The sequence below is a fragment of the Facivitalis istanbulensis genome, assembly GCF_040560405.1.
Lineage (GTDB): Bacteria > Pseudomonadota > Alphaproteobacteria > Sphingomonadales > Sphingomonadaceae > Sphingomonas > Sphingomonas istanbulensis.
Genome location: NZ_JAVSCQ010000011.1, coordinates 31,218 through 54,848 on the forward strand (window position 1 = coordinate 31,218; position 23,631 = coordinate 54,848).

22 protein-coding genes and 1 pseudogene are annotated in these 23,631 nt (G+C 67.2%); 14 read left to right on the forward strand and 9 right to left on the reverse strand.

Going from position 1 to position 23,631, the window contains the following annotated elements:
- Positions 1–70 precede the first annotated feature (70 nt).
- Genes RN629_RS08810 through mtaB form a run of 3 tightly spaced genes read right to left on the reverse strand, consistent with a single transcriptional unit; the run spans position 71 to position 2,861 of the window.
- Complete coding sequence (locus RN629_RS08810; RefSeq protein ID WP_407034884.1) at positions 71–688, reverse strand: septation protein A; 618 nt, start codon at positions 686–688, stop codon at positions 71–73.
- Complete coding sequence (ftsY, locus tag RN629_RS08815; protein ID WP_407034885.1) at positions 685–1,620, reverse strand: signal recognition particle-docking protein FtsY; 936 nt, start codon at positions 1,618–1,620, stop codon at positions 685–687. Before ftsY ends, RN629_RS08810 begins: the two co-directional genes overlap by 4 nt.
- Positions 1,617–2,861, reverse strand: a complete 1,245-nt coding sequence (gene mtaB, locus RN629_RS08820; RefSeq protein WP_407034886.1) for a tRNA (N(6)-L-threonylcarbamoyladenosine(37)-C(2))-methylthiotransferase MtaB — start codon at positions 2,859–2,861, stop codon at positions 1,617–1,619. Before mtaB ends, ftsY begins: the two co-directional genes overlap by 4 nt.
- On the opposite strand from mtaB, the gene RN629_RS08825 reads away from it, so the two are divergent.
- A complete protein-coding gene (locus RN629_RS08825) occupies positions 2,860–3,435 on the forward strand; it encodes a DUF924 family protein (RefSeq protein ID WP_407034887.1) in 576 nt (191 codons plus the stop codon). The genes mtaB and RN629_RS08825 overlap by 2 nt on opposite strands.
- Here RN629_RS08825 and RN629_RS08830 read toward each other — a convergent pair.
- Positions 3,410–4,957, reverse strand: coding sequence for a putative bifunctional diguanylate cyclase/phosphodiesterase (locus RN629_RS08830; RefSeq protein ID WP_407034888.1), 1,548 nt, complete (start codon positions 4,955–4,957; stop codon positions 3,410–3,412). The genes RN629_RS08825 and RN629_RS08830 overlap by 26 nt on opposite strands.
- 242 nt (positions 4,958–5,199) lie before the next feature.
- Between RN629_RS08830 and ffh the strand changes: the two genes are divergently transcribed.
- The 7 genes and pseudogenes from ffh to rplS all read left to right on the forward strand — a co-directional run bounded on the left by ffh (position 5,200) and on the right by rplS (position 9,830).
- Positions 5,200–6,720 (forward strand): signal recognition particle protein, encoded by a 1,521-nt coding sequence (gene ffh, locus RN629_RS08835; protein ID WP_407034889.1) that lies wholly within the window; start codon positions 5,200–5,202, stop codon positions 6,718–6,720.
- A gap of 57 nt (positions 6,721–6,777) precedes the next feature.
- Positions 6,778–7,161: a 30S ribosomal protein S16 gene (rpsP, locus tag RN629_RS08840; RefSeq protein ID WP_407034890.1), complete on the forward strand. Its 384-nt coding sequence runs from the start codon at positions 6,778–6,780 to the stop codon at positions 7,159–7,161.
- A gap of 160 nt (positions 7,162–7,321) precedes the next feature.
- Complete coding sequence (rimM, locus tag RN629_RS08845) at positions 7,322–7,888, forward strand: ribosome maturation factor RimM (RefSeq protein WP_407034891.1); 567 nt, start codon at positions 7,322–7,324, stop codon at positions 7,886–7,888.
- Between the two features lie 171 nt (positions 7,889–8,059).
- The gene (locus RN629_RS08850; RefSeq protein ID WP_407034892.1) at positions 8,060–8,332 is read left to right on the forward strand and encodes an AbrB/MazE/SpoVT family DNA-binding domain-containing protein; all 273 of its coding nucleotides are present in this window, start codon (positions 8,060–8,062) and stop codon (positions 8,330–8,332) included.
- Positions 8,333–8,336: 4 nt separating this feature from the next.
- Positions 8,337–8,711, forward strand: a complete 375-nt coding sequence (locus RN629_RS08855; RefSeq protein ID WP_407034893.1) for a type II toxin-antitoxin system VapC family toxin — start codon at positions 8,337–8,339, stop codon at positions 8,709–8,711.
- Positions 8,708–9,441, forward strand: a pseudogene (trmD, locus tag RN629_RS08860) (tRNA (guanosine(37)-N1)-methyltransferase TrmD). Before RN629_RS08855 ends, trmD begins: the two are co-directional and overlap by 4 nt.
- A complete protein-coding gene (gene rplS / locus RN629_RS08865) occupies positions 9,438–9,830 on the forward strand; it encodes a 50S ribosomal protein L19 (RefSeq protein WP_175310865.1) in 393 nt (130 codons plus the stop codon). Before trmD ends, rplS begins: the two are co-directional and overlap by 4 nt.
- A 138-nt stretch (positions 9,831–9,968) precedes the next feature.
- On the opposite strand, the gene RN629_RS08870 is transcribed toward rplS, so the two are convergent.
- Positions 9,969–10,631 carry a peptidylprolyl isomerase gene (locus tag RN629_RS08870; protein WP_407034894.1) on the reverse strand — a complete coding sequence of 221 codons (663 nt, stop codon included), beginning with the start codon at positions 10,629–10,631 and terminating at the stop codon, positions 9,969–9,971.
- Positions 10,632–10,815: 184 nt separating this feature from the next.
- Here RN629_RS08870 and RN629_RS08875 point away from each other — a divergent pair, with 184 nt between their 5' ends.
- Positions 10,816–13,254, forward strand: a complete 2,439-nt coding sequence (locus tag RN629_RS08875; protein ID WP_407034895.1) for a TonB-dependent receptor plug domain-containing protein — start codon at positions 10,816–10,818, stop codon at positions 13,252–13,254.
- An 88-nt stretch (positions 13,255–13,342) separates the two neighbouring features.
- Here RN629_RS08875 and RN629_RS08880 read toward each other — a convergent pair whose 3' ends face one another.
- A complete protein-coding gene (locus RN629_RS08880) occupies positions 13,343–14,425 on the reverse strand; it encodes a PA0069 family radical SAM protein (protein WP_407034896.1) in 1,083 nt (360 codons plus the stop codon).
- Between the two features lie 52 nt (positions 14,426–14,477).
- On the opposite strand from RN629_RS08880, the gene RN629_RS08885 reads away from it, so the two are divergent.
- A complete protein-coding gene (locus tag RN629_RS08885) occupies positions 14,478–14,810 on the forward strand; it encodes a VOC family protein (RefSeq protein ID WP_407034897.1) in 333 nt (110 codons plus the stop codon).
- Between the two features lie 6 nt (positions 14,811–14,816).
- Here the strand turns inward: RN629_RS08885 and moaB are convergent, their stop codons facing one another.
- The 3 genes from moaB to RN629_RS08900 form a co-directional block, all read right to left on the reverse strand.
- Complete coding sequence (gene moaB / locus RN629_RS08890) at positions 14,817–15,344, reverse strand: molybdenum cofactor biosynthesis protein B (protein WP_407034898.1); 528 nt, start codon at positions 15,342–15,344, stop codon at positions 14,817–14,819.
- A gap of 203 nt (positions 15,345–15,547) precedes the next feature.
- The gene (locus RN629_RS08895; protein ID WP_407034899.1) at positions 15,548–17,416 is read right to left on the reverse strand and encodes a lytic transglycosylase domain-containing protein; all 1,869 of its coding nucleotides are present in this window, start codon (positions 17,414–17,416) and stop codon (positions 15,548–15,550) included.
- Positions 17,413–18,168 carry a uracil-DNA glycosylase family protein gene (locus RN629_RS08900; RefSeq protein ID WP_407034900.1) on the reverse strand — a complete coding sequence of 252 codons (756 nt, stop codon included), beginning with the start codon at positions 18,166–18,168 and terminating at the stop codon, positions 17,413–17,415. The genes RN629_RS08895 and RN629_RS08900 overlap by 4 nt, the downstream gene beginning before the upstream one ends.
- Positions 18,169–18,310: 142 nt before the next feature.
- On the opposite strand from RN629_RS08900, the gene RN629_RS08905 reads away from it, so the two are divergent.
- From RN629_RS08905 to recA, 4 genes are all read left to right on the forward strand, one after another.
- Entirely contained in the window at positions 18,311–19,966 is a 1,656-nt protein-coding gene (locus RN629_RS08905; RefSeq protein ID WP_407034937.1) for an electron transfer flavoprotein-ubiquinone oxidoreductase, read from the forward strand.
- A 4-nt stretch (positions 19,967–19,970) separates the two neighbouring features.
- Positions 19,971–21,545, forward strand: a complete 1,575-nt coding sequence (locus RN629_RS08910; RefSeq protein WP_407034901.1) for a tetratricopeptide repeat protein — start codon at positions 19,971–19,973, stop codon at positions 21,543–21,545.
- Positions 21,546–21,613: 68 nt separating this feature from the next.
- Positions 21,614–22,462, forward strand: a complete 849-nt coding sequence (locus RN629_RS08915; RefSeq protein WP_407034902.1) for a 4-(cytidine 5'-diphospho)-2-C-methyl-D-erythritol kinase — start codon at positions 21,614–21,616, stop codon at positions 22,460–22,462.
- A 93-nt stretch (positions 22,463–22,555) separates the two neighbouring features.
- Positions 22,556–23,629 (forward strand): recombinase RecA, encoded by a 1,074-nt coding sequence (gene recA / locus RN629_RS08920; protein ID WP_407034903.1) that lies wholly within the window; start codon positions 22,556–22,558, stop codon positions 23,627–23,629.
- Positions 23,630–23,631 lie beyond the last annotated feature (2 nt).

A 23,631-nucleotide genomic window follows, 5' to 3' on the forward strand; every position in this document is an offset into this window, starting at 1 on the left:
GGCCCGCTCATCCCAAGGTTTCAGCGGGTAGGCCGTCGAGCGGCGGCCGGGCTGGCCGCCGCTCGTCCGATCACTCGACCGGGGGTTCGTCCATTTTCGCGGCGTCGGCGTTCAGCCCATGCTTCAACAGCATCGGGATATTGGCGATGGCAAAGCCGAGCGTCAGCGGCATCGCGCCCCATAATTTGAACCCGACCCAGAAGTCCCAGGTCGAATTGCGCCAGACGGCTTCGTTCAGCACCGCCATGAAGGCGAAGAAAAAGGCCCAGTTGCGCGTCAGCTTGCGCCAGCCGAGCGCGCTCAGCCCCGGATAGACATTGCCCAGGACCATCTGGATCAGCGGCCGCCCGGTCACGAGGCCAAAGAACAGCAGCGCGGAGAACATCGCATAGACGATGGTCGGCTTCATCTTGATGAAGCGTTCGTCGTGGAAATAGAGGGTCAGCCCGCCAAACACGACGACCAGCGCGCCCGACAGCCAGAGCATCGGCGAGATGCGGCCGAGCTTCACCTTGCTGACGATCATCGCCACCACGGTCGCCGCCATGAAGACGCCGGTCGCGACCAGCACGCGGGTCAGCGGGCCGAGCGGGGCAAGGAAATTGACCGCGAAGAACAGGATCAGCGGACCATATTCGAGGCCCGCCTTCAGGCCGGGCCCGGCCTCGCTCCTGGGTGCTGTGTTCATTTGCGCCCTCCTTCGATCCCGGCGATGATCCGGCTGACCTCATTGGCGTCGAACGGCCGCAGGTCGGTCATGCCTTCGCCGACGCCGATCGCATGAATGGGCAGGCCATATTTCTCCGCCGCCGCGACCAGCACGCCGCCGCGCGCGGTGCCGTCCAGCTTGGTCATGACCAGCCCGGTGACGCCCGCCACGTCCTTGAACACCTCGATCTGGTTGAGCGCGTTCTGGCCGGTGGTGGCGTCGAGGACCAGCACCACGTCATGCGGCGCCTCCGGGTTCAACCGGCCCAGCACGCGCCGGATCTTGGCCAGTTCGTCCATCAGCTCGCGCTTGTTCTGAAGGCGACCGGCGGTGTCGACGATCAGCACGTCGATGCCGGTCGCGGTCGCCTGCTTCACCGCCTCATAGACGATGCCCGCCGCGTCGCCGCCTTCCTTGCCCGAGATGATCGGCACGCCGACCCGCTCCGCCCAGGTGGCGAGCTGGCCGATGGCGGCGGCGCGGAAGGTGTCGCCGGCGGCCAGCATCACGCCATAATCCTGCTCCATGAACAGATGGGCGAGCTTGGCGATGGTCGTCGTCTTGCCCGAGCCGTTGACGCCGATGACGAGGATCACCTGCGGCCGGGGAAAGGCATCGATCTCCAGCGGCGTGGCGACCTTGGCCAGCGCCTTTTCGACCTCTTCGGCGACGACCAGGCGGATGCCCAGGTCCTCCATATTCCGTTCGAAGCTGCCTTCGGACAGGCGCGTGCGGATATGGCGCGCCGTCTCGGGGCCGAGGTCGGAGGCGATCAACGCCTCCTCGACCTCGTCGAGCGTATCCTCGTCGAGCCGCGCGGTCCCGAGTCCCGCCAGATTGCCGACCAGCCGGTCCGAGGTGCGACGAAAACCGCCGAGCAGCTTTTCGTGCCAGGAGGGGGAAGAGCTCATGCCAATTGTCCGATCAGATGGGTTTCGGTCGCCGCGGTGACCCTGACTTGGGCGATGCTGCCCGGTTCGGCGGCGGGAGAGAAATGAATATCGGCGAAGTCGGGTGCATGACCATGCGTGCCCGGCCGTTCGACCAGCACCGCGCGGGTCTGCCCGACCTGGTCGGCGAGCCACGCACGCCGCCGCCGCGCGGCGGCTTCGCGCAGGCGCGCGGCGCGTTCGCGACGGAGCGGGTGCGGCACCTGTGGCATCCGCGCGGCGGGCGTGCCGTCCCGCGCCGAATAGGGAAAGATATGCGCATGGACGATATGGGCGTCGTCGATCAGCGCCAGCGTATCCGCCGCCATCGCCTCGTCCTCGGTCGGGAAGCCCGCAATCAGGTCCGCGCCGATCGCGATCTCGGGCCGCGCGGTCAGCAGGCGTTCGACGATGGCGACCGACTGCGCACGGCTGTGGCGCCGCCTCATCCGCTTGAGGATCAGGTCATTGCCCGCCTGGAGCGAGAGGTGAAGGTGCGGCATCACCCGCGCCTCGCCCGTCACCAGGTCGAACAGCCGGTCGTCGATCTCGATCGAATCGAGCGAGGACAGGCGGAGGCGCGACAGCGCGGGCACATGGGTCAGGATCCGCTCGACCAGCAGGCCCAGGCCGGGCTGGCCGGGCAGGTCGTGGCCATAGCTGGTCAGGTCGACGCCGGTCAGCACGACCTCGCGGTGGCCCAGCGCGACCGCGCGCGCGATACGTTCGATCACCAGCCCGGCCGGGACCGATCGGCTCGGCCCGCGCCCGGTCGGGATGATGCAGAAGGTGCAAGCGTGGTCGCAGCCATTCTGAACCTCGACAAAGGCGCGCGCATGGCCCGCAAAGGCCGACGCCAGATGTGGCGCGGTCTCCACCACCCGCGACAGGTCGGTGACCAGCATCGGTTCGGCGGAAGCCCAGCTTTCGGGGCGCAGCTTGTCGGCATTGCCCAGCACGCGCGCGACCTCGGGCATGGCGGCGAAGCTGGCGGGGTCGATCTGCGCGGCGCATCCCGTCACGACGATCTGGGCATCGGGGCGCGTCCGGGCGGCGCGGCGGATCGCGGCGCGGGTCTGCTTGACCGCTTCGTTGGTGACGGCGCAGCTATTGACCACGACCATGTCCTCCCGCCCGGCGGCGAGCGCACGGATCGTTTCGCTTTCGGCGATGTTGAGGCGACAGCCCAGACTGATAATCTCGGGGCCAGAAGGGGACGACATGACCGCCGATCTAGGGATGGATGAGGAAATAGTCCACGGGACGACGCGTGCCGTGCTGGACTTCTGGTTCTCGATGGCGCCGGAGCGGCATTTCGCGAAGGACGAAGCGCTGGATCGCGAGATCGCCGAACGCTTCGGCGCCGTGCGCGATCAGGTGCTGGCGGCCGAGGCGATGGGCTGGCGCGACGAGCCCGACACGCTGCTGGCCGCGATCCTGCTGCTCGATCAGTTTTCGCGCAATCTGAATCGCGGTTCGGCGCAGGCCTATGCCGCCGACCCGCTGGCGCTCGAACTCTGTCTCGCGGCGATCGATGCGGGGTGGGAATATCGCTACCCGCCCGAGCGGCTGGTCTTCGTCTATATGCCATTGATGCATGCCGAATCGCGCGCGATGCAGGATTTGAGCGTCGCCAAATTCGCCGAGCTGGGTCGCGAGGAAAACCTCACCTTTGCCCGCGATCACCGCGACGTCATCCGCCGCTATGGCCGCTATCCCAGCCGCAATGCGGCGCTGGGCCGTGCCTCCACGGCCGAGGAAAAGGCGTATCTCAGCCGGCCAGACGCGGGCTGGTAATCATGCCCGCCGGGGCGGCGGCACCGATCAGCAGGCGTTTTTCGGCCAGGAGCTGGCGCACCTGCGCGCCGTCAAGCGGTGCGCCGTAAAACGGTCCCTGGGCATGGGCGCAGCCGATCTCGCGCAGCCGGGCCAGGGTTTCCGAATCGCGTAGCCCCTTGGCGGCGATCGGCAGGTTCAGATTGTCGCCGAGCTGGACGATGGCATGGACGATCGCGGTGCGTTCGGTATCCCCCTTCATGCCGCCGATGAAATCGGGATCGATCCGTACCCGGTCGAAGGGCAGGGCGCGTAGATGCGCTAGGCTGGAATAGCCGCTGCCGAAATCGTCGAGCGCGAGCGCGATGCCCTGGTTCTTCAGGCTGACCACGATCGACTGGGCGAGCGCCAGATTGGCGAAAAGCGCGTCCTCGGTGATCTCGATTTCCAGCCGATGGGCCGGGAAGCCGCATTCGGTCAGCCGCTTGATGATCTTCTGCGCCAGCCACGCATCCTGAAACTGCGAGACGACCAGCGGAAAGGACAGGGTGAGCGAGGGATCCCAGTCGCGCGCGCTCGTCATCGCCTGGCGCATCAGCGACAGCGAGACGTCGCCCGCCAGCCCGCAGGATTCCGCGACCGGCATGAACCGGTCGGTATCCAGCATGCCCAGCGCCGGGTGCTTCCAGGCGCCGGTCACCTCAAACCCTGTCAGGCGGCCCGTGCCAAGATCGATCTGCGGATCGAAACGTGGCGTGATGGCATCCTGTGCCAGCGCGGAGCGCAGGTCCGCGATGATCGCGTTGCGTTCGGCCATCGCGCTTTCCATCGTCGGATCGAACCAGAGCGGGCGGCCATCGCCACGCTGCTTGGCGGCGATCAGCGCCAGATCGGCGTGACGGACCAACTGGTCGATGGTGGCGCCGGGGCCGCCGATCTGCGCGATGGCGATCGCGGCGCGGGGGGTGTGTTCATGTGCTCCGAGCCGGACCGGCTGGTTCAGGCGAATGGCCAGCCGCTCGGCCAGCCGCTCGATCCGGGCCCGTCCATCGCCCTGGAGGGGCAGCAGCAGTCCGAAACTGTCGCCCTCGAACCGCGCGGCGATCGCGTCGGAGGGCGCCTCGCCGCGCAGCGTCCTGGCGACGTGCAGAAGCAGCGCGTCGCCCGCCTCATGGCCAAAGGATCCGGTCACCGCACGGAAGCGGTCGATATCGAGCAGCAGCAGCGCGACCTTGCGCATCCGCAGGCCGCCGTCGATCATCGTCTGTCCCGCCGCGTGAAAGGCGCGACGATTGGCCAGCCCCGTCAACGGATCATGGCTGTCGTTCTGTGTGGCAACCTCCGCGCCACCGCCGGGGAAGCGCCAGTGGATCGCGGCGAGCGCGGCTGCGACGGCGAGCAGAACGATCTTGGCCACCGGGCCCTGGCCCAGTTCGAGCAACAGGACCGCGACGGCCACCAGCAACGTTCCAGCGGCCAGCGCCGCGGCGAAGAAACGCGCGGAGGGCGTGGCGGGGGCAGGGGGTGCGGGTGTGCCGGGCATCGACCTCAAGGCGTCGCACGAAGTCGTATACAAGAGGTAAATACCGGCGGGCGTTCGCCATGATCCGCCCGTGGCTTGCGCCGATCGGCATTTTGCCGTAGGAGCGCTCTCCACATTCCGTCTGGAATGCAAAAGACACGCGCTCGAGGGCGCACGCTGGCCGGCGAGGTTTCGCCCGCCGGCGCTTTTGTGTTTGGACGGGCTTCGTTGGTCTTCGGGCCGGGTTCTGTTGAGGTGAGGCGATGTTCGACAGCTTGAGCGATCGGCTTGGCGGCGTTTTCGACCGCCTTCGCGGCCGTGGCGCGCTGACCGAGGCGGATGTCCGCACCGCGATGCGCGAGGTGCGCGTCGCGCTGCTCGAAGCCGACGTGGCGTTGCCCGTCGCGCGCGATTTCGTCGACAAGATCACCGAACAGGCGATCGGCCAGAACGTTTTGCGCTCGATCACCCCGGGCCAGCAGGTCGTCAAGATCGTCCATGACGCGCTGGTCGCGATGCTGGGCGCGGATGCCAGCGAGCTGTTGCTCGACGTCACCCCGCCCGCCGTCGTGATGATGGTCGGCCTTCAGGGTTCTGGCAAGACCACCACCACCGCCAAGATCGCCAAGCGGCTGTCGAGCGGGGCGATGGGCCGCGAGCGCAAGAAGGTGTTGATGGCGTCGCTCGACGTCAATCGTCCGGCGGCGCAGGAGCAGCTGGCGACGCTGGGCACGCAGGTCGAGGTGTCGACCCTGCCGATCATCACGGGCCAGCAGCCGGTCGAGATCGCGCGCCGTGCGCTGCAGGCTGCCAAGCTCCAGGGCTATGACGTCCTGATGCTCGACACCGCCGGTCGTCTGCACGTCGATCAGGCGTTGATGGACGAGATGAAGGCGGTGGCGGAGATCGCCACGCCGCAGGAAATCCTGCTCGTCGTCGACTCGCTGACCGGGCAGGACGCGGTCAACGTCGCGACCAGCTTCTCGGAACAGGTGCCGCTGACCGGCGTGGTGCTGACCCGCATGGACGGCGATGCGCGCGGCGGTGCGGCGCTGTCGATGCGCGCGGTCACGGGCAAGCCCATCAAGTTCGCCGGTGTCGGCGAAAAGATGGACGCGCTGGAAGCCTTCCATCCTGAACGGGTCGCGGGTCGCATCCTCGGCATGGGCGACGTGGTGTCGCTGGTCGAGCGCGCGGCGGAGTCGATCCAGCAGGAAGACGCCGAGCGCATGGCCAAGAAGATGGCCAAGGGTCAGTTCGACATGGACGACCTGCGCGGCCAGCTCCAGCAGATGCGCCGGATGGGCGGTCTCGGCGCGCTGGCGGGGATGATGCCGGGCATGAAGAAGGCGCAGAACGCGCTGGCCGATGCCGGTGGCGACAAGATCCTTCTCCGCATGGACGCGATCATCACCTCGATGACGCCCAAGGAGCGCGCCAAGCCCGATCTGGTCAACGCCAAGCGCAAGATCCGTATCGCCAAGGGTTCGGGCACCACGGTGCAGGACGTGAACAAGCTCCTGAAGATGCATCAGGAAATGTCCACGGCGATGAAGAAGATCAAGAAGATGGGCGGCATCAAGGGCATGATGGCCATGCTCGGCAAGGGCGGTCTCGGCGGCCTGGGCAATGCGCTGGGCGGTCCGCAGATCGGCGAAATGCTCAACAAGGCGGGCAGCAACGGCCTGCCCGGCGGCGGGATGCCCGGTCTGGGCGGCGGCAAGCTGCCCGACGGGATGCCCAAGCTGCCGCCCGGCTTCGAAAATCTCCTGAAGAAGAAATAACCCCCGCGCCGGACGGAATGCCGGTGAATTCGAACGTTTTACACTAAGGACTGAAATATGGCTCTCAGCATTCGTCTGTCGCGTGGTGGCTCGAAGAAGCGCCCTTACTACCGCATCGTGGTCGCCGATGCCCGTGCGCCGCGCGATGGCAAGTTCATCGAGAAGATCGGCAACTACAACCCGCTTCTCGCCAAGGACAATGACCAGCGCGTTCAGCTCGACGCCGAGCGCGCGAAGCACTGGCTGGCCAATGGCGCGCAGCCGACCGACCGTGTCGCCCGCTTCCTCGACGCCGCCGGTGTCCGTGAGCGCGCCGCGCGCAACAACCCGAACAAGGCGAAGCCCGGCGAAAAGGCCACCGAGCGCGCCGAGGAGCGCGCCGAGAAGCTGAAGGCCGCACAGGAAGCCGCCAACGCGCCGGCCGAAACCGCCGAGGCCTGATCGGCCTGGCGTCCGTCGTCCCGGTTCTTGGCCGGGACGGCGGATGCGTTGCCATTCACGGCATCGGAATGCGGGGCCATGCGTTTCCCTGAGCCACCGGCTCATGAAAAGGAGATGCGCATGATCCCGCCCACCGAACCCGATCCCCGGACCGCACCCGATGACCATGAAGATGCCACCAACGAAGGCGTCTCGGCCCCAGATCCCGCCGAAGGCGGCGACGACGCCCCTCAGGGCGACGGCGACTCGCCCAGCGGGTGAGCCGCACGTCACGCTGGCGGTGATCGTCGGCGCGCATGGCATTGCGGGCGAGGTGCGGTTGAAGGTCTTTGCCGAGGATCTGTCGACCTATCCCGCCTTCAATGACGGGGCGCTGACCCTCAAATCGCTTCGCGACGGCTCCAACGGCGTCATTGCCCGTTTCGCCGAGGTCCGCGACCGCAATGCCGCCGAGGCGTTGCGGGGCACTGAATTGACGGTGCCGCGTTCGGCTCTGCCTCCGCTGGAGGAGGGCGAATATTATCATGCCGACATTATCGGTCTGTCGGCGATCGCCAGCGATGGCGAAGAGCTGGGCCGTGTCGCGCTGATCGAGAATTTTGGCGCGGGCGATGTGCTCGAAATCGAACGGCCCGATGGCCGTCGCTTCATGGTGCCGATGAAGGTCGAGGCCGTGCCCGAATGGGATCGGACCCGCCTGATCGTCGAGCGCGTCTTTATCGCCTGATCGGCGGCCGCACGTTCTGGAGGTTATGGCTGGAGGTTATGGATCGTCGCCGCCCGCCTCGTGCCGGTGACGAGGCAATCCCCCATGCGCGGCCCTGAGGTGAGCGCTTGCAACGGCCATTGGCGTCTCGCCTTGGAGTGTGTATATACATCGCGTATATACGGAGGCGTTATGGGTAGGGATTATCGGGCGAAAGTGTTCCGGTCGGGCAATTCGCTGGCGCTGCGTCTTCCCGCCGCGCTCGGGCTGACGGAGGGCACCGAGATGACGCTGCGCGAGGAGCAGGGGCGCTATATCTTCGAACCCGTTCCCGCGCCGCGCAAGACGATCGACCTGACCGGCATTGCGGGTTCGATGCCGTGGTTGAAGCCTATCGACCGAGATGAGCGCGAATTCGACGATCCCGAGCGCCCCTGGCATTTGCTGAACGACAAGGATGCCTAAGCCGGTGCGCTATTTGATCGACACCAATTGCTGCATCTTCCTGTTCGCGGGGGAATATCCGACTTTGTTGGAGCGTGTATCAGCCACGCCGGTTGGTGAGATCGGGTTGTCCAGCATTGTCTTTGCCGAACTGGCCTTGGGCGTTCGACACGGCAAGCCACCGCTGGAGCAGCAACTGGAACAACTGGCGACGCAGATGCCCGTCCTGCCGTTCGATGAAGCGGCGGCACGCTGCTATGCAAGGCTGCCGTTCCGCAGGGGACGGTTCGACCGGTTGCTGGCCGCCCATGCGCTTAGCCTGGGTAGCTGCGTGATCACCCATAACGAAGCCGACTTCGCCGATATTCCCGGCCTTGCCATCGAGAACTGGACGCTGTGACCTTCCGTGCGACGATATTGACGCTTTACCCGGAGATGTTCCCCGGGCCGCTGGGTCATTCGCTGGCGGGGCGGGCGATGCGCGAGGAGCGCTGGGCGCTGGAGACGGTGCAGATCCGGGATTTCGCCACCGACAGGCATCGCTCGGTCGACGATACGCCGGCGGGCGGCGGCGCGGGCATGGTGCTGCGCGCCGATGTGCTGGCGGCGGCGGTGGATTCGGTGGCGGACGATCGCCCGGTGCTGGCGATGACGCCGCGCGGGTCTCCCCTGACCCAGCCGCGCGTGCGCGAACTGGCGGCGGGGCCGGGCGTCACGGTGCTGTGCGGCCGGTTCGAGGGTTTTGACGAGCGGTTGTTCGAGGCGCGCGGCATCGAACAGGTGTCGATCGGCGACTATATCCTGTCGGGCGGCGAGATGGGGGCGCTGGTCCTGCTCGACGCTTGCGTTCGTCTGCTTCCCGGCGTAATGGGCGCGGCTTCCAGTGGAGTCGAGGAAAGCTTCGAAAGCGGCCTTCTCGAATATCCGCAATATACCCGTCCCGCCGAGTGGGAAGGGCGCACGATCCCTGAAGTGCTGCGATCGGGGGATCATGCGAAAATCGCGAAATGGCGCCATGCCATGGCTTGCGAGGATACACGGTCAAGGCGGCCGGACCTTTGGGAACGTCATGAGGGCGTTCGGGTCGGTCGCCCTCTGGCGCGCGGCGACGATTGAGGAATGCATCATGAACGTGATCCAGCAGATCGAAGCTGAACAGATCGCCAAGTTCAACGAGACGAAGAAGATTCCCGAATTCCGCCCCGGCGATACGCTGAAGGTCGGTGTGAAGGTCGTCGAAGGCGAGCGCACTCGCGTCCAGTTCTATGAGGGCGTCTGCATCGCCCGCTCGAACAAGGGCATGGGCTCGTCGTTCACCGTCCGCAAGATCTCCTTCGGTGAGGGTGTGGAGCGCGTCTTCCCGCTTTACTCGCCCAACGTCGACTCGATCGATGTCGTTCGCAAGGGCGCGGTGCGTCGTGCGAAGCTCTATTATCTGCGTGGCCGCACCGGCAAGTCGGCCCGTATTGCCGAGCGTCGCGACACGCGTCCCGCCAAGGGCACCGCTGCCGCCGAGTAATCGGCGCGGCGAACCCTTTGCGGTTCGACAGGAAAGGGCGGTGGCACCAGACGGTGTCGCCGCCCTTTTTCCGTTGGTCGCCGCCCCGCTCCGCCCGTCGCCCAGGCTGAAGGGCGGGCGGCTGGCTCGGGGTGGGGGCTATCCCCCGAAATTGTACAGCCACATCTTGGGCTGGCCGGTGGGCCGGGGCGTGCCGTCGAGCCGTTTGGCGGTCATGATGCGGACAGGGTGGAGAATCATCTGTCCCTTCATCGCATCCTGTCCGCCGCCGGAGGGCTTGGCGAGGATCTTCTTCACCGTGTCCATGCCCGCCACGACATGGCCAAAGGCCGCATAGCCCTGATAACCGGGGCGCGCGTCCATCCCCGGCGTCGGACCGACCGTGATGAAGAAATTCCCGCCCGCCGAATCGGGGGATTGCCCCCGCGCCATCGAGATGGTGCCGTCCAGATGCCTGATCCCGGTCTTCGCCGTCGTCTCGAGCGGGAAGGGGGGCAGGATGCGCCGCGCATCGGTGCGGATGCCGCCCTGCACGAAGCCCAGCTTTGGATCGCGCTTGTCCCGCGCCGTGCGGTAGAAGACCGTACCGTCGAACCGCCCGTCGTCGACATAGGCCAGGAAGTTCTTCGACGTGGCGGGCGCATGGCGCGTGTCGAGCGCGACGACGATCGGACCTTCGGAGGTGTTGAGCTGAACCCGGACATAGCCGGGACGGGGCACATTCTGCTGCGCGGGCGCGGCCGCGATCAGCAGGGCAAGGAAGGGCAACGCATAGTTCATGCCGCCCGGATACCGCCTCATGGCGCGCTTGTGGAGGGGCGGCATCGCAGTGCGGGGGGAGGCCAATACCCCTCACGCGTAAGGAGAATCCATATCCCATCCGCCCGATAGAAATTCTTTGGCCAATCCTGGGGTGGTCGGACGCTAGGATGAAAATCCCGTCACCGTCGAGTGCGGGCCAGAACCAGAACAAGGGATTCAGGGAATGACACAGGGCCGAATCATCACCCTTATCGGGGCGTCGGTGCTGGCGCTCGTCGCCAATGACGTCGCCGCGCAGACCGTGGCGCGCGACGCCGGGGAGCCATCGCACCGGTCCGCCTCGGGGGCGGCGACGACTGGCAAGGATGGCGGCGCGGACGGCAACGACATCATCGTCACGGGCACGCGCGCCGAGGGGCGGACGCGGCTCGACAGCGTGTCGCCGGTCGATGTGCTGAGCGGCGCCAGCCTGCAACGTCAGGGCACGACCGAACTCGCCGCGGCACTGGCGACCGTCGCGCCGTCGATCGATTTCCCGCGCCCTTCCGCCAATGACGCCACCGATGCGATCCGTCCGGCGACGCTGCGCGGCCTGTCCCCCGACCAGACGCTGGTCCTTATCAACGGCATTCGCGGGCACACGTCCGCCAACCTCAACACCAACGGCACCGTCGGGCGCGGTTCGGCGGCGGTCGATCTGAACACCGTGCCGACGGTCGCACTCGACCGGATCGAGGTGCTGCGCGACGGCGCCTCGGCGCAATATGGCTCGGACGCGATCGCGGGCGTGGTGAATCTTCGCCTGCGTGAGGCGAGGTCGGGGGGCGGCGCCTCCGTCACCTATGGCTTTTATGATACGCAGGTCGATACGGCGAACAACCACCGCACCGTGCGCGGGGAGCCGGTGGTCACCGCCTCGCTCTGGCAGGGCATCGGCTTTGGCCACGACGGCTTCATCACCCTGTCGGGCGAATATACCAAGCGCCAGCCGACCAATCGCGCCGATATCGATCGCCGCGTGACGCCCAACCGCGTTACCGCACGCTATGGCGATCCCGAGGTCGAGCAGTTCACCGGCTTCGTCAACGCGGGCACCTCGCTGACCGACAATCTCAGCCTCTACGCCTTTGGCGGCTATCAGGATCGCGATACGCGCGGTGCCGCCTTCCCGCGCAATGCCAACGCGCTGACGGTGACGGCGGGCTATCCCGACGGCTTCCTGCCGATCATCAACACCAAGACCAAGGATATCAACTCGGCAGTCGGGCTGCGCGGCGATTTCGGCGGCTATAATGTCGACCTGTCGCTGAGCTATGGTCGCAACACGGTCGATTTCCGGACGCTGAACTCGGCCAACTATGCCTATGGCGCGGCGACGCCCAAGAATTTCTACGATGGCCAGGTGGCCTATGACCAATATGTCGCGGGGCTGGACGTCACGCGCAAGTTCGATGTGTTCCAGTCGCTCAACGTCGCTTTCGGCATCGAGGGACGGCGCGAGGGGTACAAGATCGTGGCGGGCGAACTGGCGTCCTATGGCGTCCCGGCGAATGGCGGGGTGCCGGGGGCTTCGCGCGGGGCGCAGGGCTTTGGCGGCTTCCGCCCGGAAAATGCGATCAAGCGGGGGCGGCGGAGCGGCAGCATCTATCTGGATGTCGAGGCGCAGGTGACTGACAAGCTGCTCCTGGGGCTCGCCGGGCGGGGCGAGGATTATTCCGACTTCGGCACGACCGCGACCGGCAAGGTATCGGCGCGCTATGACGTGACCGACTGGTTCGCGTTGCGCGGCACGGCGTCCACCGGCTTCCGCGCGCCGTCGCTGCAGCAGCAATATTTCACCCAGACGGCATCGGTCGTGACCAACGGTATTCCGGTCCAGACGGGCACCTTCCCGTCGACCGATCCCGTCGGCGTGGCGCTGGGCGGTCTGGCGCTGCGTCCCGAAAAGTCGACCAACCTGTCGGTGGGCACGGTGATCCGCGTCGGCGGCTTCGATCTGACAGTCGATGCCTATCGCATCCATATCCGGGACCAGATCGGCCTGTCGGAGAACATCCAGGCGGCGAACAACCCGCAGGTCACCGCGCTGCTCGCGCCCTATGGTGTTTCGGCGGCGCGCTTCTTCATCAATGGCTTGGCCAGCACCGCCAAGGGCATCGACGCGGTCGCGCATTACCGCGCCCGTACCGAGCGGGCGGGAACGTTCGATTTCACGCTGGCGGGCAATGTCAACACGATCGCCGTGACGCGGGTGCCCACCTCGACCGCAACGCTCAACCCCGCGCCGACCCTGTTCGCGCGCAACCGTATCCTGACGCTGGAGCAGGGAACGCCGGGCGAGAAGGTGACGGGGACGATCGATTGGTCGCTCGACCGGCTGGGTGCGCTGGCGCGGGTGACCTATTATGGCAATGTGAACCAACCGGGGACGGTGGCGCGCGCCGATGTGCTGACCGGCAACCGGGCGATCACCGATCTGGAACTGCGCTACACCGCGTCCAAGGGCGCGCAGATCGGGCTGGGCGTGAGCAACCTGTTCGATGTCTATCCGCGCGCGACGGCGAGCGCGAACAACTCGACCGGCGTGCTGGGCTTCCCCTATTTCTCGCCCTTCGGCTTCAACGGCCGCTACCTCTATGCGCGCGCGGGCGTGAACTGGTAGAATCGCGCGCGGTTGCCTGATCGCAGGGGGCGTCGACCGGCGATGAACTCCGGTCGACGCCCCCTTGGCCGCGCGATGGGTGGAATGCTCAGAACAACTCGCCCTGCGGGCCGCGGGGCGGACGGAAGAGGTTTGTGTCGAGAGCCGGGCGATCGCGATTGAGCCCATGCAGGCGGCAGGCGCGGTGAAAGCGCAGCCGCAGCAACTCCGCCCAGGGGCCTTGCCCGCGCATCCGGGTGAAGAAATCCGGGTCATTGTCGCGCCCGCCGCGCAGCGACCGGATGATCGCCATCACCTTGCCCGCGCGGTCGGGATAATGGGTTTCCAGCCAGGCGCGAAACAGCGGCGCGACCTCGTGCGGCAGGCGGACGGGGATGAAGAAGGCATGACGCGCCCCCGCCTGGGCCGCGCGGGCGATCAGATGCTCCATTTCATGATCGGTGATCGCCGGAATGACCGGGGCGATCGAGACATAGGTGGGAATCCCCGCCGTCGCGAGCGCGCTCACCGCCGCCAGACGACGTTCGGGCGTAGGGGCACGGGGCTCCAGCGTCCGGGCGACCTTGGCGTCCAGCGAGGTGATCGAGATACAGACCGTGGCCAGATTCCTGGCCGCCATCGGCGCCAGAATGTCGATATCCCGCACGACGCGGTCGGACTTGGTGGTGATGGCGAGCGGATGGCTGGTCTCGGCCAGCACCTCCAATAGCTGCCGGGTGATCCGCCAGTCGCCCTCGATCGGCTGATAGGGATCGGTGTTGGTGCCGAGCGCCATCGGCGCGACCCGATAGCCCGGCCTGCCCAGCTCGGCGCGCAGCAGCCCGGCGGCATCGGGCTTGGCGAACAGGCGGCTCTCGAAATCAAGCCCGGGCGACAGGTCGTGAAAGGCATGGCTCGGCCGCGCGAAACAATAGATGCAGCCATGCTCGCAGCCGCGATAGGGGTTGATCGAGCGGTCGAAGGGGATGTCGGGCGATGGGTTGCGGCTGATGATCGTGCGGGCGCGTTCCAGCGTGACCGTCGTTCGCAGCGGGGGCGGCGGCCCGTCGATCTGCGCCTGCATGTCGCGCCAGTCGCCATCGGGGAGCCTATCGGGCAGGGCAAAGCGTGTGCTCGCCGCATTGACGGTCGCGCCCCGGCCCGGGGGTCTGGAGGATGGCCGCTTGCCCATGGGGTGAAATTAGGGCTATTTCTGGAACATAGCAAGAACGACGGAATGGGTGATGGCGCGTCTGGAATATCTCGAACTCCCTGTCGGCGACCGGAGCGCGGCCAGGCGTTTCTATGCCGAGGCTTTTGGCTGGAGCTTCACCGATTTCGGACCGGATTATGCCGCGACGATGAGTGGGGACACCGATGTCGGGCTGGATGCGTCACCCGACCGGGTCAAGGCGCCGCTGCCGGTGATCCGCGTCGAGGATCTGGCGGTGGCGCTGGCCTCCGTCGAGAAGGCGGGTGGGACCATCAGTGTTCCGATCTTCGCCTTTCCCGGGGGCCGCCGTTTTCATTTCCGCGATGTGGACGGGCATGAGCTGGCGGTCATGCAGCCCGATTGAGCCGGGTCAGCGTTCCAACAGGCGCGGCATCAACTCGACGAAGTTGCAGGGGCGGTGGCGATTGTCCAACTGGTCGCGCAGGATGCCGCTCCAGCCGTCCTTCACCGCGCCCGTCGACCCCGGCAGCGCGAAGATATAGGTGCCGCGCGCGACACAGGCACATGCCCGCGACTGAATGGTCGAGGTGCCGATGGTCTGGAAGCTGAGCCAGCGGAACAATTCGCCAAAGCCGGGGATCATCTTGGTCGCGACCCGTTCCACCGCTTCCGGGGTCACGTCGCGGCCGGTCACGCCGGTGCCGCCGGTGATCAGGATACAGTCGACTTCACGATCGTCGATCCAGCGGTGCAGTTGCGCGACGATGTGATCGGCATCGTCGCGCAGGATGGCGCGGTCGGCCAGTTCATGACCCGCCTCGGTCAGCAGCGCGACCAGCGTGTCGCCCGACCTGTCCTCCGCCAGCGAACGCGTGTCCGAAACCGTCAGGACGGCGATGCGGACCGGGAGGAAGGGGCGGCTGGTGTCGATGGCCATGCGGGCTCCGTGCGATGGTGCGAAGGAAAGGCGTGCTCGTAACCGGGCCGGGAAGCCCAGGTCGATGCGGGTAAGGCGCGGGGAATGGCGCTCCAAGGTCTGTTCGATCCGCGCGCCAGCGAAAACTCCGAAACGCGCGTTAGCCTATGACCCGTCATGACACCCCGGCGAAAAGCCAGCGTCGGAAGCGTGCGTCCAGCCGCTCAGTCCGCCTGGGCCAATGTCGTCCTGGATTGCGGATTGATCGGTGCGTTGAGGGCGATGGTGGTCCGCGGCGGCACGCTCGCCTGCGCGGTGTCGTTGCGCTTCAGGCGGATCGCCGTCGCGCCGGGCAGCCCCGGAAAGCGCGGCCACATGCCCTGCGCCAGCGCCGCGCGGCTGGGCGACTTGGCCTTGCCGGTCTGGCTTTCATACATCCAATAGTTGCGCAGGACCATGGTGACGTAGCCGCGCGTCTCCCAATAGGGAATGCTCTCGATATAGAGCAGCGGGTCGCCGCCGTCGCGGACCAGGCTGTTCCACTCGCCGACCGGTTTGGGGCCGGCATTATAGGCGGCAATCACCTTGGGCAGCAGGCCGCCGGTGATCCCGGTCATGTCGCGCAGCCGCTCCAGATGGCGCTGGCCGATATCCATGTTGGTCGATGGCTTGGTCAGCGCGCTGCGGTCGATCGACACGCCGCGTTCGCGCGCGAAATCGGTCGCGGCGGCGGGCATGATCTGCATCAGGCCATAGGCGCCCGCCGGGCTGACCACCTTGTTCCGAAAGCCGCTTTCCTGAAGCGTATGCGCATAGACCAGCGCTTTTTCGACGCGCCAGCCGCTGTCCGGGGTCCAACTGGGGGTCGGATAGCGCGCCTCGGCCGTCGCGGTCACGCCCGCCGGGCAGTTATGTGCCAGCCAGACGGTGGTGGCGGGCAGGTCGAGCGACTCGGCCAGGCGCACCAGGCTGCGAAACTCGCTGGGCTGGCCGATCCGCGCCTGCTGGCGGATCACCGCATCGGCCAGGTCGGTCTCGCCGATCTCGGACAGCGCGGCGGCGACCAGGATATTGGGACGCCGATCCAGCGCGGCCCAGTCGGTGGCGACAAGCTGCCCGCGTGGTTCGCGCGGGCCCTGCATGCCCAGCGCCTGGCGCGCGAGCTGGCCGTAAAAGCTTTCACGGAATTGCGAGGCGGAGCGCAGGCGCCCCTCGACCCGGTCGGGACGGCCGCACATCATGTCGGCGCGCGCGGCCCAGTAGAGCGCGGCGGCGCGCAGATCGACATCGGTCGCGCGGGCGGCAGTGCCCTCGAACGCGGTGCCCGCCGCCTGGCAGTCATTCTGCCGCCATGCGGCCAGCGCGACCGTCCAGCGGCCTTGCACCGCCCATTCGCCATAGCCGTCCGCCGCCTTGGCCGCCATCGCACGGGCGCTGGCATCGTCGCCGCTGAGGAAATAGATCCAGGCGACGCGTTGCTGCCATTCGGTCAGCGCTTCGGACGACAGGCCCTGGGTCTGGTCGAGCAGCGCCTGGGCGGAGGGACCGTCATCGGCCTTGATGAAGGGCTGCATCCGCACCGCGAGATCGGCGGCGATCTGGTCGCTCCGGACGCTCTTGGCGCGGATGCGGCGGGGCGCGCCGTCCTGCCAGATCAGGGTCTGCGCCTGGGGCAGCGGCGGCAATTCCCTGGCCCCGCGCGACCGGGCCATGCGGGCGAGCTGCTCGGCCTGCGGCAGTTCCGGCGCCTCGTTGAGAAGCGCGACCAGCCGATCGACGTCGACCTTGGGCGAGCCCTTGGCGGTGTAGAGTTCGGCGCGCGCAATGGCGTGCAGCGGGCCGGGCTTGAGCGAGTCGAGCTGCAATTGCGCGTCGGTCCAGCGGCCGTCGCGAATGGCGGCGAAGATGCGGGTATAGCCCGCCTTCTGATCGGCATCGAGCAAGGCGGGGATGCTGGGCGCGGCCTTGGGCGACAGGGCGGGGCGGGCGTCCGTCGAGGTGGGCGATGGCGGGGCGGCCAGCGCGGTGCCGGTTCCTGCGGCCAGCATGGCGGCGACGGTCAGCGTCCGCGCAACGGCTTGCCCCCAGCTCATCCCTGAAAGTCCCCCATCAGCATCTGCAAATCCTTCCAGCTTTCCGCCTTCGCCATCGGCTTTTCGATCAGAAAGCGCGGATGGAAGCTGGCGACAGCCCTGCTTTTTCCGCTTTTATGGTCAATAGCGTGTGAAAGTCCGCGCGCGCTCGTCAATTCGGTCCCAAGCAGGGCACGGCTCGCCGCATTGCCGAGCAGCAGCAGGCCGCGCGGGCGGATCAGCCCGACATGATGGAGCGCGATTTCGGCCAGCCGTGTCTCCAGCCCGGCGGGCGTGCGCCCCGCCAGCGGGCGTCGGACGCAGACCGCCGCCAGGTGGACGGTGTCGCGGGACTGGCCGATCGCGGCCAGCATCCGGTCGAACAATCGGCCCGGCACGCCCGACAGCAGGTGTCCGGCTTCGCCATCGTCGCGATCGGGGCAATCGACCATCACCATGAGCGTCGCGTCCGCCGGCCCCGAGGCCGTGAGCGAGATGCCGTCCCAGGCCGCCTCCGGCGCGGCGTCGGACTGTCGCCAGTCCAGGAACGCGTCCAGCGTGTCGGGCAACTGCACCGCCGGGGCGTGGATGGCGGGAGCGGCCTCGATGAGCAGGGGCGCGCGGGCGGACGATGCGAACACCGGTGCCGGCACGGGCGGCGGGGCCATCCAGTCGCGGGGCGTATCCTCGACCAGCACGTCCACGCCGGCATCATGCCACCAATCGAGGATGCTGGCCGCCTGTGCGGTATCGAACGTCGGAAGAGCCCCCATATGGCGTCCATCCATGCTGCAAGGTTGACGTGCGCGTCAATCTGTCGGATCGGCTGTACGGACAAGATGTTTCCGGTCCGCGCCCGGACGAGCCCAGCCCATGGGACGTTGGGGCAACGACGCGGCAATGAGCGAGGATGCCATGAGCGAACGCGAATCAATGCCCTATGACGTGGTGATCGTCGGCGCCGGGCCAGCGGGCCTGTCGGCGGCGATCCGCCTGAAGCAGCTGGCCGCGGACGTCGGCGGCGAATTGTCGGTCTGTGTCCTGGAAAAGGGATCGGAGGTCGGCGCGCATATCCTGTCGGGCGCGGTGATCGACCCGATCGCGCTCGACGAGCTGCTGCCGGACTGGCGTGAGGATGGATGTCCGCTGGCCGAAGTGCCGGTGACCGAAAACCTGCACTGGATCCTGAGCGCGGCCAGGCATCACAACGTGCCGCACGCGCTGACCCCGTCCTTCATGCACAACAAGGGCACCTATACCGGGAGCCTGGGCAATCTGTGCCGCTGGCTGGCGGGCAAGGCCGAGGAACTGGGCGTCGAGATCTTCCCCGGTTTCGCCGCTGCCGAGATCCTGTTCCACGAGGATGGCCGGGTGAAGGGCGTCGCGACCGGCGACATGGGCGTGGCGCGCGACGGGACGCACAAGCCCGATTACCAGCCGGGCCTCGAACTCCACGCCAAATACACCTTCTTTGCCGAGGGCGTGCGCGGGCATCTGTCCAAGGAGATCATCCGCCAGTTCGACCTGGCGCGGGACAGCCAGCCCCAGGTCTATGGCCTGGGCATCAAGGAATTGTGGGACATCGATCCCGCCAAGCATGTGCCGGGCCGCGTGATCCACACCCAGGGCTGGCCGCTGGGAAAAGACGCCAATGGCGGCGGCTTCATCTATCACCAGGCGGGCGGGCAGGTCGCGCTCGGCTTCGTGACGTGGCTGAACTATACCAACCCCTATCTCTCCCCCTTCCAGGAGATGCAGAAGTGGAAGACGCATCCCGTCATCGCCGAACTGCTCAAGGGCGGCAAGCGCGTGTCCTATGGCGCGCGCGCGATCAGTGACGGCGGGCTGCAGGCAATCCCGAAGCTGACCTTCCCGGGCGGCGTGCTGGTCGGCTGTTCCGCAGGCTTCCTCAACGTGCCGCGTATCAAGGGCACGCATGGGGCGATGAAGTCGGCGATGCTTGCGGCCGAGGCCGCGTTCGCTGCCGTACAGGCGGGACGCGAGGGCGACGAACTGACCGATTATCCGGCGGCCTTCCGCGCCTCCTGGCTCTACAAGGAACTGTCGACCGTCCGCAACGTGGTGCCGCTGGTCAAGAAATATGGCGATACGCTGGGCTCGGGTCTGGCTGGCGTCACCATGTGGGCCGAGCATTTCGGGCTGAAGATGCCCTTCACCCTGAAGCACAAGCCAGACCATGACAGCCTGCGCCGCAAGGGCGAGGTGACGAAGCCCGATTATCCCAAGCCCGACGGCGTGCTGACTTTCGATCGTCTGTCCTCGGTCTTCCTTTCGAACACCAATCACGAGGAGGATCAGCCGGTCCATCTGACGCTGAAGGACGCCAGCGTTCCGATCGCGCACAACCTGCCCCTGTTCGACGAGCCCGCGCAACGCTACTGCCCGGCGGGCGTTTATGAAGTGGTCGGCGTGGAGGAGGGTGATCCCAAATTCGTGATCAACGCCCAGAATTGCGTCCATTGCAAGACGTGCGACATCAAGGATCCGACCCAGAACATCAACTGGGTCGTGCCGGAAGGCGGCGGAGGACCCAATTATCCCAATATGTAATCGCGTGACTCGTGCGGCGGCGCTGGCGCTGTTCCTGGCCGGGGCTGGCTGGACCTGCCCAGCCGCGGCGACGGCGGCGGCGAGCGAACCGCTGGCCGCCTATCTTGCCGGGCGGGTCGCCTCGGTCGAGGGGCGCGCCAAGGCGGCGGCGGGTGACTTCACGATCGCGCTGGCGCAGTGGCCCGACGATCCGGCCGTGGCGGTCCGCGCCTATCGCGAGGCGATGATTGCGGGCGACGAAGCGCTGGCACTGCGCTCCGCGCGGGTGATGGAGGCCGAAAAGGTCGCGCCGATCGATGTCGCGCTGCTCGATCTGGCGGTGGCCGCGCGCAAGCGTGACCGGGCGGGCTATGATGCCGCGCTGACCCGGATCGACGGCGGCGCGCTGCGTATCCTGTCGCCGAGCTTGCGCGCCTGGGCCGCATGGGACCGGCATCGGCCGGTGGCGTCCGCGATCGAAAGCGCGGGCAAGGAGCCGGTGGCGCGGCGGCTGGCCGAGGAGAATCTGCTGCTCATCTCGCTGGCGTCGCGCAAGATCACCGGACAGCGGGCGCGGGCCTTGCTGGAGGCGATGCAGGCGCGGCCCGACACGCGCATGGCCGCCGTGGCGCTGATGGCCGGGCAGGGCGATATGCAGGCGGCGAAGCCCCTGTTGAGCGATCCTCTGGTTCTTGCCGATCAAAAGGCGCTGGCGGCCACCCCCAGCCTCGGCTTTGGCGTATCGCAGCTATTCGTACGGGTCGGGGCCGAACTCGGTGCCGAAGGGCCAAGGCCGCTGGTGATCGCGCTGGCCCGCACCGCGCTGATCGCCGATCCGTCTAACGATCGGGCGCGCCTGTTGCTGGCCGAGGCGCTGTCGCGTGACGAGGTCTGGACAGCGGCGCTGGCGGCGCTGGACGATGTCGATCCCAAGGGGGCTTTCGCCCACCGCGCGGCGATCGTGCGGATCGGGCTGCTGGGCGCGGCCGACCGGCAGGGCGAGGCGCTGATGCTGGCGCGCGGGCTGGCCGAGGCCAAGGGCGCGACGATCGACGACTGGCAGGTCTATGCCGACCAGTTGATGGTCGCGGGGCAGCCGGCCGCGGCCGTACCCTGGTATCGGCGCGTGACAGAGGCGTCCCCCGCGCTGCCCTGGGTGGCATGGCTGCAATATGGCAGCGCGCTGGACGGGGCGGGGCAGCATGACCAGGCCGATGCGGCGCTGGCAAAGGCGGTGGACCTCGCACCCCAGGAACCGCTGGCGCTCAATTATCTCGGCTATTCGCGGGTCGAGCAGGGCAGGGACGTCGCCGCATCGCTCGTCCTGCTCGAACGCGCGAGCCGTCTGGCGCCCGACAATGCCTCGATCACCGATTCGCTCGGCTGGGCCTATTTCAAGGCCGGGCAGACCGGGCGCGCGCTGCCGTTGATCGAAAAGGCGGTGGAGGGGGAGCCCGCCAATGCCGAGATCAACGATCATCTGGGCGATATCTATTGGGCGGTCGGGCGGCATTATGAGGCACGCTATGCCTGGCGCGCGGCGGCGCTGACCGCCGAACCCAAGCTGCTGGAGACGCTCGAACCCAAGCTTCGGCGCTGATCCCGCGCGATGGTCGCCGATCTCCTCTTGGCGCGCGTCCGCTCTTGTCGAGGGGGCAAGGAGATCGCATGGCATCGCCCATGATCCCGATCGTCGAGCCCGCGCCCGCCAAGGTCAATCTGGCGCTTCACGTCCGTCGTCGCCGGTCCGACGGCTATCATGAGTTGGAAACGCTGTTCGCCTTTTGCCGCGATGGCGACCGGATCACGCTGGCCCCGGCGGAGACGACGACGCTGACGCTGGCCGGGCCCTTTGCGGGGGCATTGGCGGGCGAGGCGGAGGACGGCAATCTGGTGATTCGCGCCGCGCGCGGCTTTGCCGAGACGTTCGGCGTGACCGGCGGCCATGCCATCACGCTCGACAAGCATCTGCCCGTCGCTTCGGGCATTGGCGGCGGCTCGGCGGATGCGGCCGCGACCCTGCGGGCGCTGGCGCGGCGTCACGGCATCGCGCAAGACCACCCGGATCTCTTCGCCCTGGCGGCGCGGCTGGGCGCGGATGTGCCCGCCTGCCTGCTGGGGCGGACGGCGCTGGGACAGGGCAAGGGCGACACGCTGCGTCCCCTGCCGCCGCTGGGCGATGTTCCGGCGCTGCTGGTCAATCCGGGCGTCGGAGTGTCGACCGCCGCGGTCTTCGCGCGCTGGGACGGCGTGGATCGCGGTCCGCTGGGCGAGGGAGCGGTGATGGCGATCGCGGCGGCGGGGCGCAACGACCTGGAACCGCCCGCGCGGGCGCTCGCTCCGGCGATCGATGCGGTGCTGGCGATGCTGGCGGCGGCGCAAGGCGTCACGATGGCCCGCATGTCGGGATCGGGGGCGACCTGCTTTGCCCTGTTCCGCGACGCCGGCGCGCGCGACGCGGCCGCCCGGACCGCAGCGGCCCGGGGGTGGTGGACGCTGGCGACTTTTTTGACCTGATCTTTGTTCCCATCTTGTTCCAATGGAACAAAGCGCATACATAGCGGATGCGTTGAATGGACCACGCGCTTGGTCTAGCGAGGGAAGCATCTGATGGCCGCCAATCTGAAAGTGATCGAAACAGGCATGGCAACCGCAAACGCAGACCGGCAAAAGGCGCTCGACGCCGCGCTCGCGCAGATCGACCGCGCATTCGGCAAGGGCTCGGCGATGAAGCTGGGCCAGAAGGAGACGATGCAGGTCGAGGCGATCTCGACCGGATCGCTCGGCCTCGACATTGCACTGGGTGTGGGCGGCTTGCCGCGCGGCCGCGTGATCGAGGTCTATGGCCCCGAATCATCCGGCAAGACGACGCTGGCGCTCCACGTCATCGCCGAGGCACAGAAGATGGGGGGCACCGCCGCCTTTGTCGACGCCGAGCACGCGCTCGACCCCGTCTATGCCAAGAAGCTGGGCGTCAATATCGACGAACTGATCGTGTCGCAGCCCGATACGGGCGAGCAGGCGCTGGAAATCACCGACACGCTGGTCCGCTCGAACGCGATCGACGTGCTGGTGGTCGACTCGGTCGCCGCGCTCGTGCCGCGCGCCGAGATCGAGGGCGAGATGGGCGACAGCCATGTGGGTCTGCAGGCCCGCCTGATGTCGCAGTCGCTGCGCAAGCTGACCGGCTCCATCAGCCGTTCGCGGTGCATGGTGATCTTCATCAACCAGCTACGCATGAAAATCGGCGTGATGTACGGCAATCCGGAGACGACGACGGGCGGCAACGCGCTGAAATTCTACGCGTCGGTCCGTCTCGACATCCGTCGCACCGGCCAGATCAAGGACCGCGAGGACATTACCGGCAACACGACCCGTGTGAAGGTGGTGAAGAACAAGGTCGCGCCGCCGTTCAAGCAGGTCGAATTCGACATCATGTACGGCGAGGGCATTTCGAAGATCGGCGAGATTCTCGACCTGGGCGTCAAGGCCGGGCTGGTCGAGAAGTCGGGCAGCTGGTTCTCCTACGACTCGGTCCGCATCGGGCAGGGGCGTGAGAACGCCAAGAATTATCTGCGCGACAATCCCGACATGGCCGACCGTCTGGAGCGTGCCATTCGCCAGCGGACCGAAAAGGTCGCCGAAGAGATGATGACCGGTCCGGATGCCGAGGACGATCTGTGACC

What these genes read in the sequence shown, in the direction of transcription:
- mtaB (WP_407034886.1), bottom strand. Translation starts at nt 2,861, where the DNA reads ATGTCGTCCCCTTCTGGCCCCGAGATTATCAGTCTGGGCTGTCGCCTC.
- RN629_RS08905 (WP_407034937.1), top strand. Translation starts at nt 18,311, where the DNA reads ATGAGCGAACGCGAATCAATGCCCTATGACGTGGTGATCGTCGGCGCC.
- RN629_RS08880 (WP_407034896.1), bottom strand. Translation starts at nt 14,425, where the DNA reads ATGGGCAAGCGGCCATCCTCCAGACCCCCGGGCCGGGGCGCGACCGTC.
- RN629_RS08830 (WP_407034888.1), bottom strand. Translation starts at nt 4,957, where the DNA reads ATGCCCGGCACACCCGCACCCCCTGCCCCCGCCACGCCCTCCGCGCGT.
- RN629_RS08895 (WP_407034899.1), bottom strand. Translation starts at nt 17,416, where the DNA reads ATGAGCTGGGGGCAAGCCGTTGCGCGGACGCTGACCGTCGCCGCCATG.
- rplS (WP_175310865.1), top strand. Translation starts at nt 9,438, where the DNA reads ATGAACGTGATCCAGCAGATCGAAGCTGAACAGATCGCCAAGTTCAAC.
- moaB (WP_407034898.1), bottom strand. Translation starts at nt 15,344, where the DNA reads ATGGCCATCGACACCAGCCGCCCCTTCCTCCCGGTCCGCATCGCCGTC.
- RN629_RS08870 (WP_407034894.1), bottom strand. Translation starts at nt 10,631, where the DNA reads ATGAGGCGGTATCCGGGCGGCATGAACTATGCGTTGCCCTTCCTTGCC.
- rpsP (WP_407034890.1), top strand. Translation starts at nt 6,778, where the DNA reads ATGGCTCTCAGCATTCGTCTGTCGCGTGGTGGCTCGAAGAAGCGCCCT.
- RN629_RS08810 (WP_407034884.1), bottom strand. Translation starts at nt 688, where the DNA reads ATGAACACAGCACCCAGGAGCGAGGCCGGGCCCGGCCTGAAGGCGGGC.
- RN629_RS08850 (WP_407034892.1), top strand. Translation starts at nt 8,060, where the DNA reads ATGGGTAGGGATTATCGGGCGAAAGTGTTCCGGTCGGGCAATTCGCTG.
- ffh (WP_407034889.1), top strand. Translation starts at nt 5,200, where the DNA reads ATGTTCGACAGCTTGAGCGATCGGCTTGGCGGCGTTTTCGACCGCCTT.
- ftsY (WP_407034885.1), bottom strand. Translation starts at nt 1,620, where the DNA reads ATGAGCTCTTCCCCCTCCTGGCACGAAAAGCTGCTCGGCGGTTTTCGT.
- rimM (WP_407034891.1), top strand. Translation starts at nt 7,322, where the DNA reads ATGACCATGAAGATGCCACCAACGAAGGCGTCTCGGCCCCAGATCCCG.
- RN629_RS08900 (WP_407034900.1), bottom strand. Translation starts at nt 18,168, where the DNA reads ATGGGGGCTCTTCCGACGTTCGATACCGCACAGGCGGCCAGCATCCTC.
- recA (WP_407034903.1), top strand. Translation starts at nt 22,556, where the DNA reads ATGGCCGCCAATCTGAAAGTGATCGAAACAGGCATGGCAACCGCAAAC.
- RN629_RS08875 (WP_407034895.1), top strand. Translation starts at nt 10,816, where the DNA reads ATGACACAGGGCCGAATCATCACCCTTATCGGGGCGTCGGTGCTGGCG.
- RN629_RS08885 (WP_407034897.1), top strand. Translation starts at nt 14,478, where the DNA reads ATGGCGCGTCTGGAATATCTCGAACTCCCTGTCGGCGACCGGAGCGCG.
- RN629_RS08915 (WP_407034902.1), top strand. Translation starts at nt 21,614, where the DNA reads ATGGCATCGCCCATGATCCCGATCGTCGAGCCCGCGCCCGCCAAGGTC.
- RN629_RS08825 (WP_407034887.1), top strand. Translation starts at nt 2,860, where the DNA reads ATGACCGCCGATCTAGGGATGGATGAGGAAATAGTCCACGGGACGACG.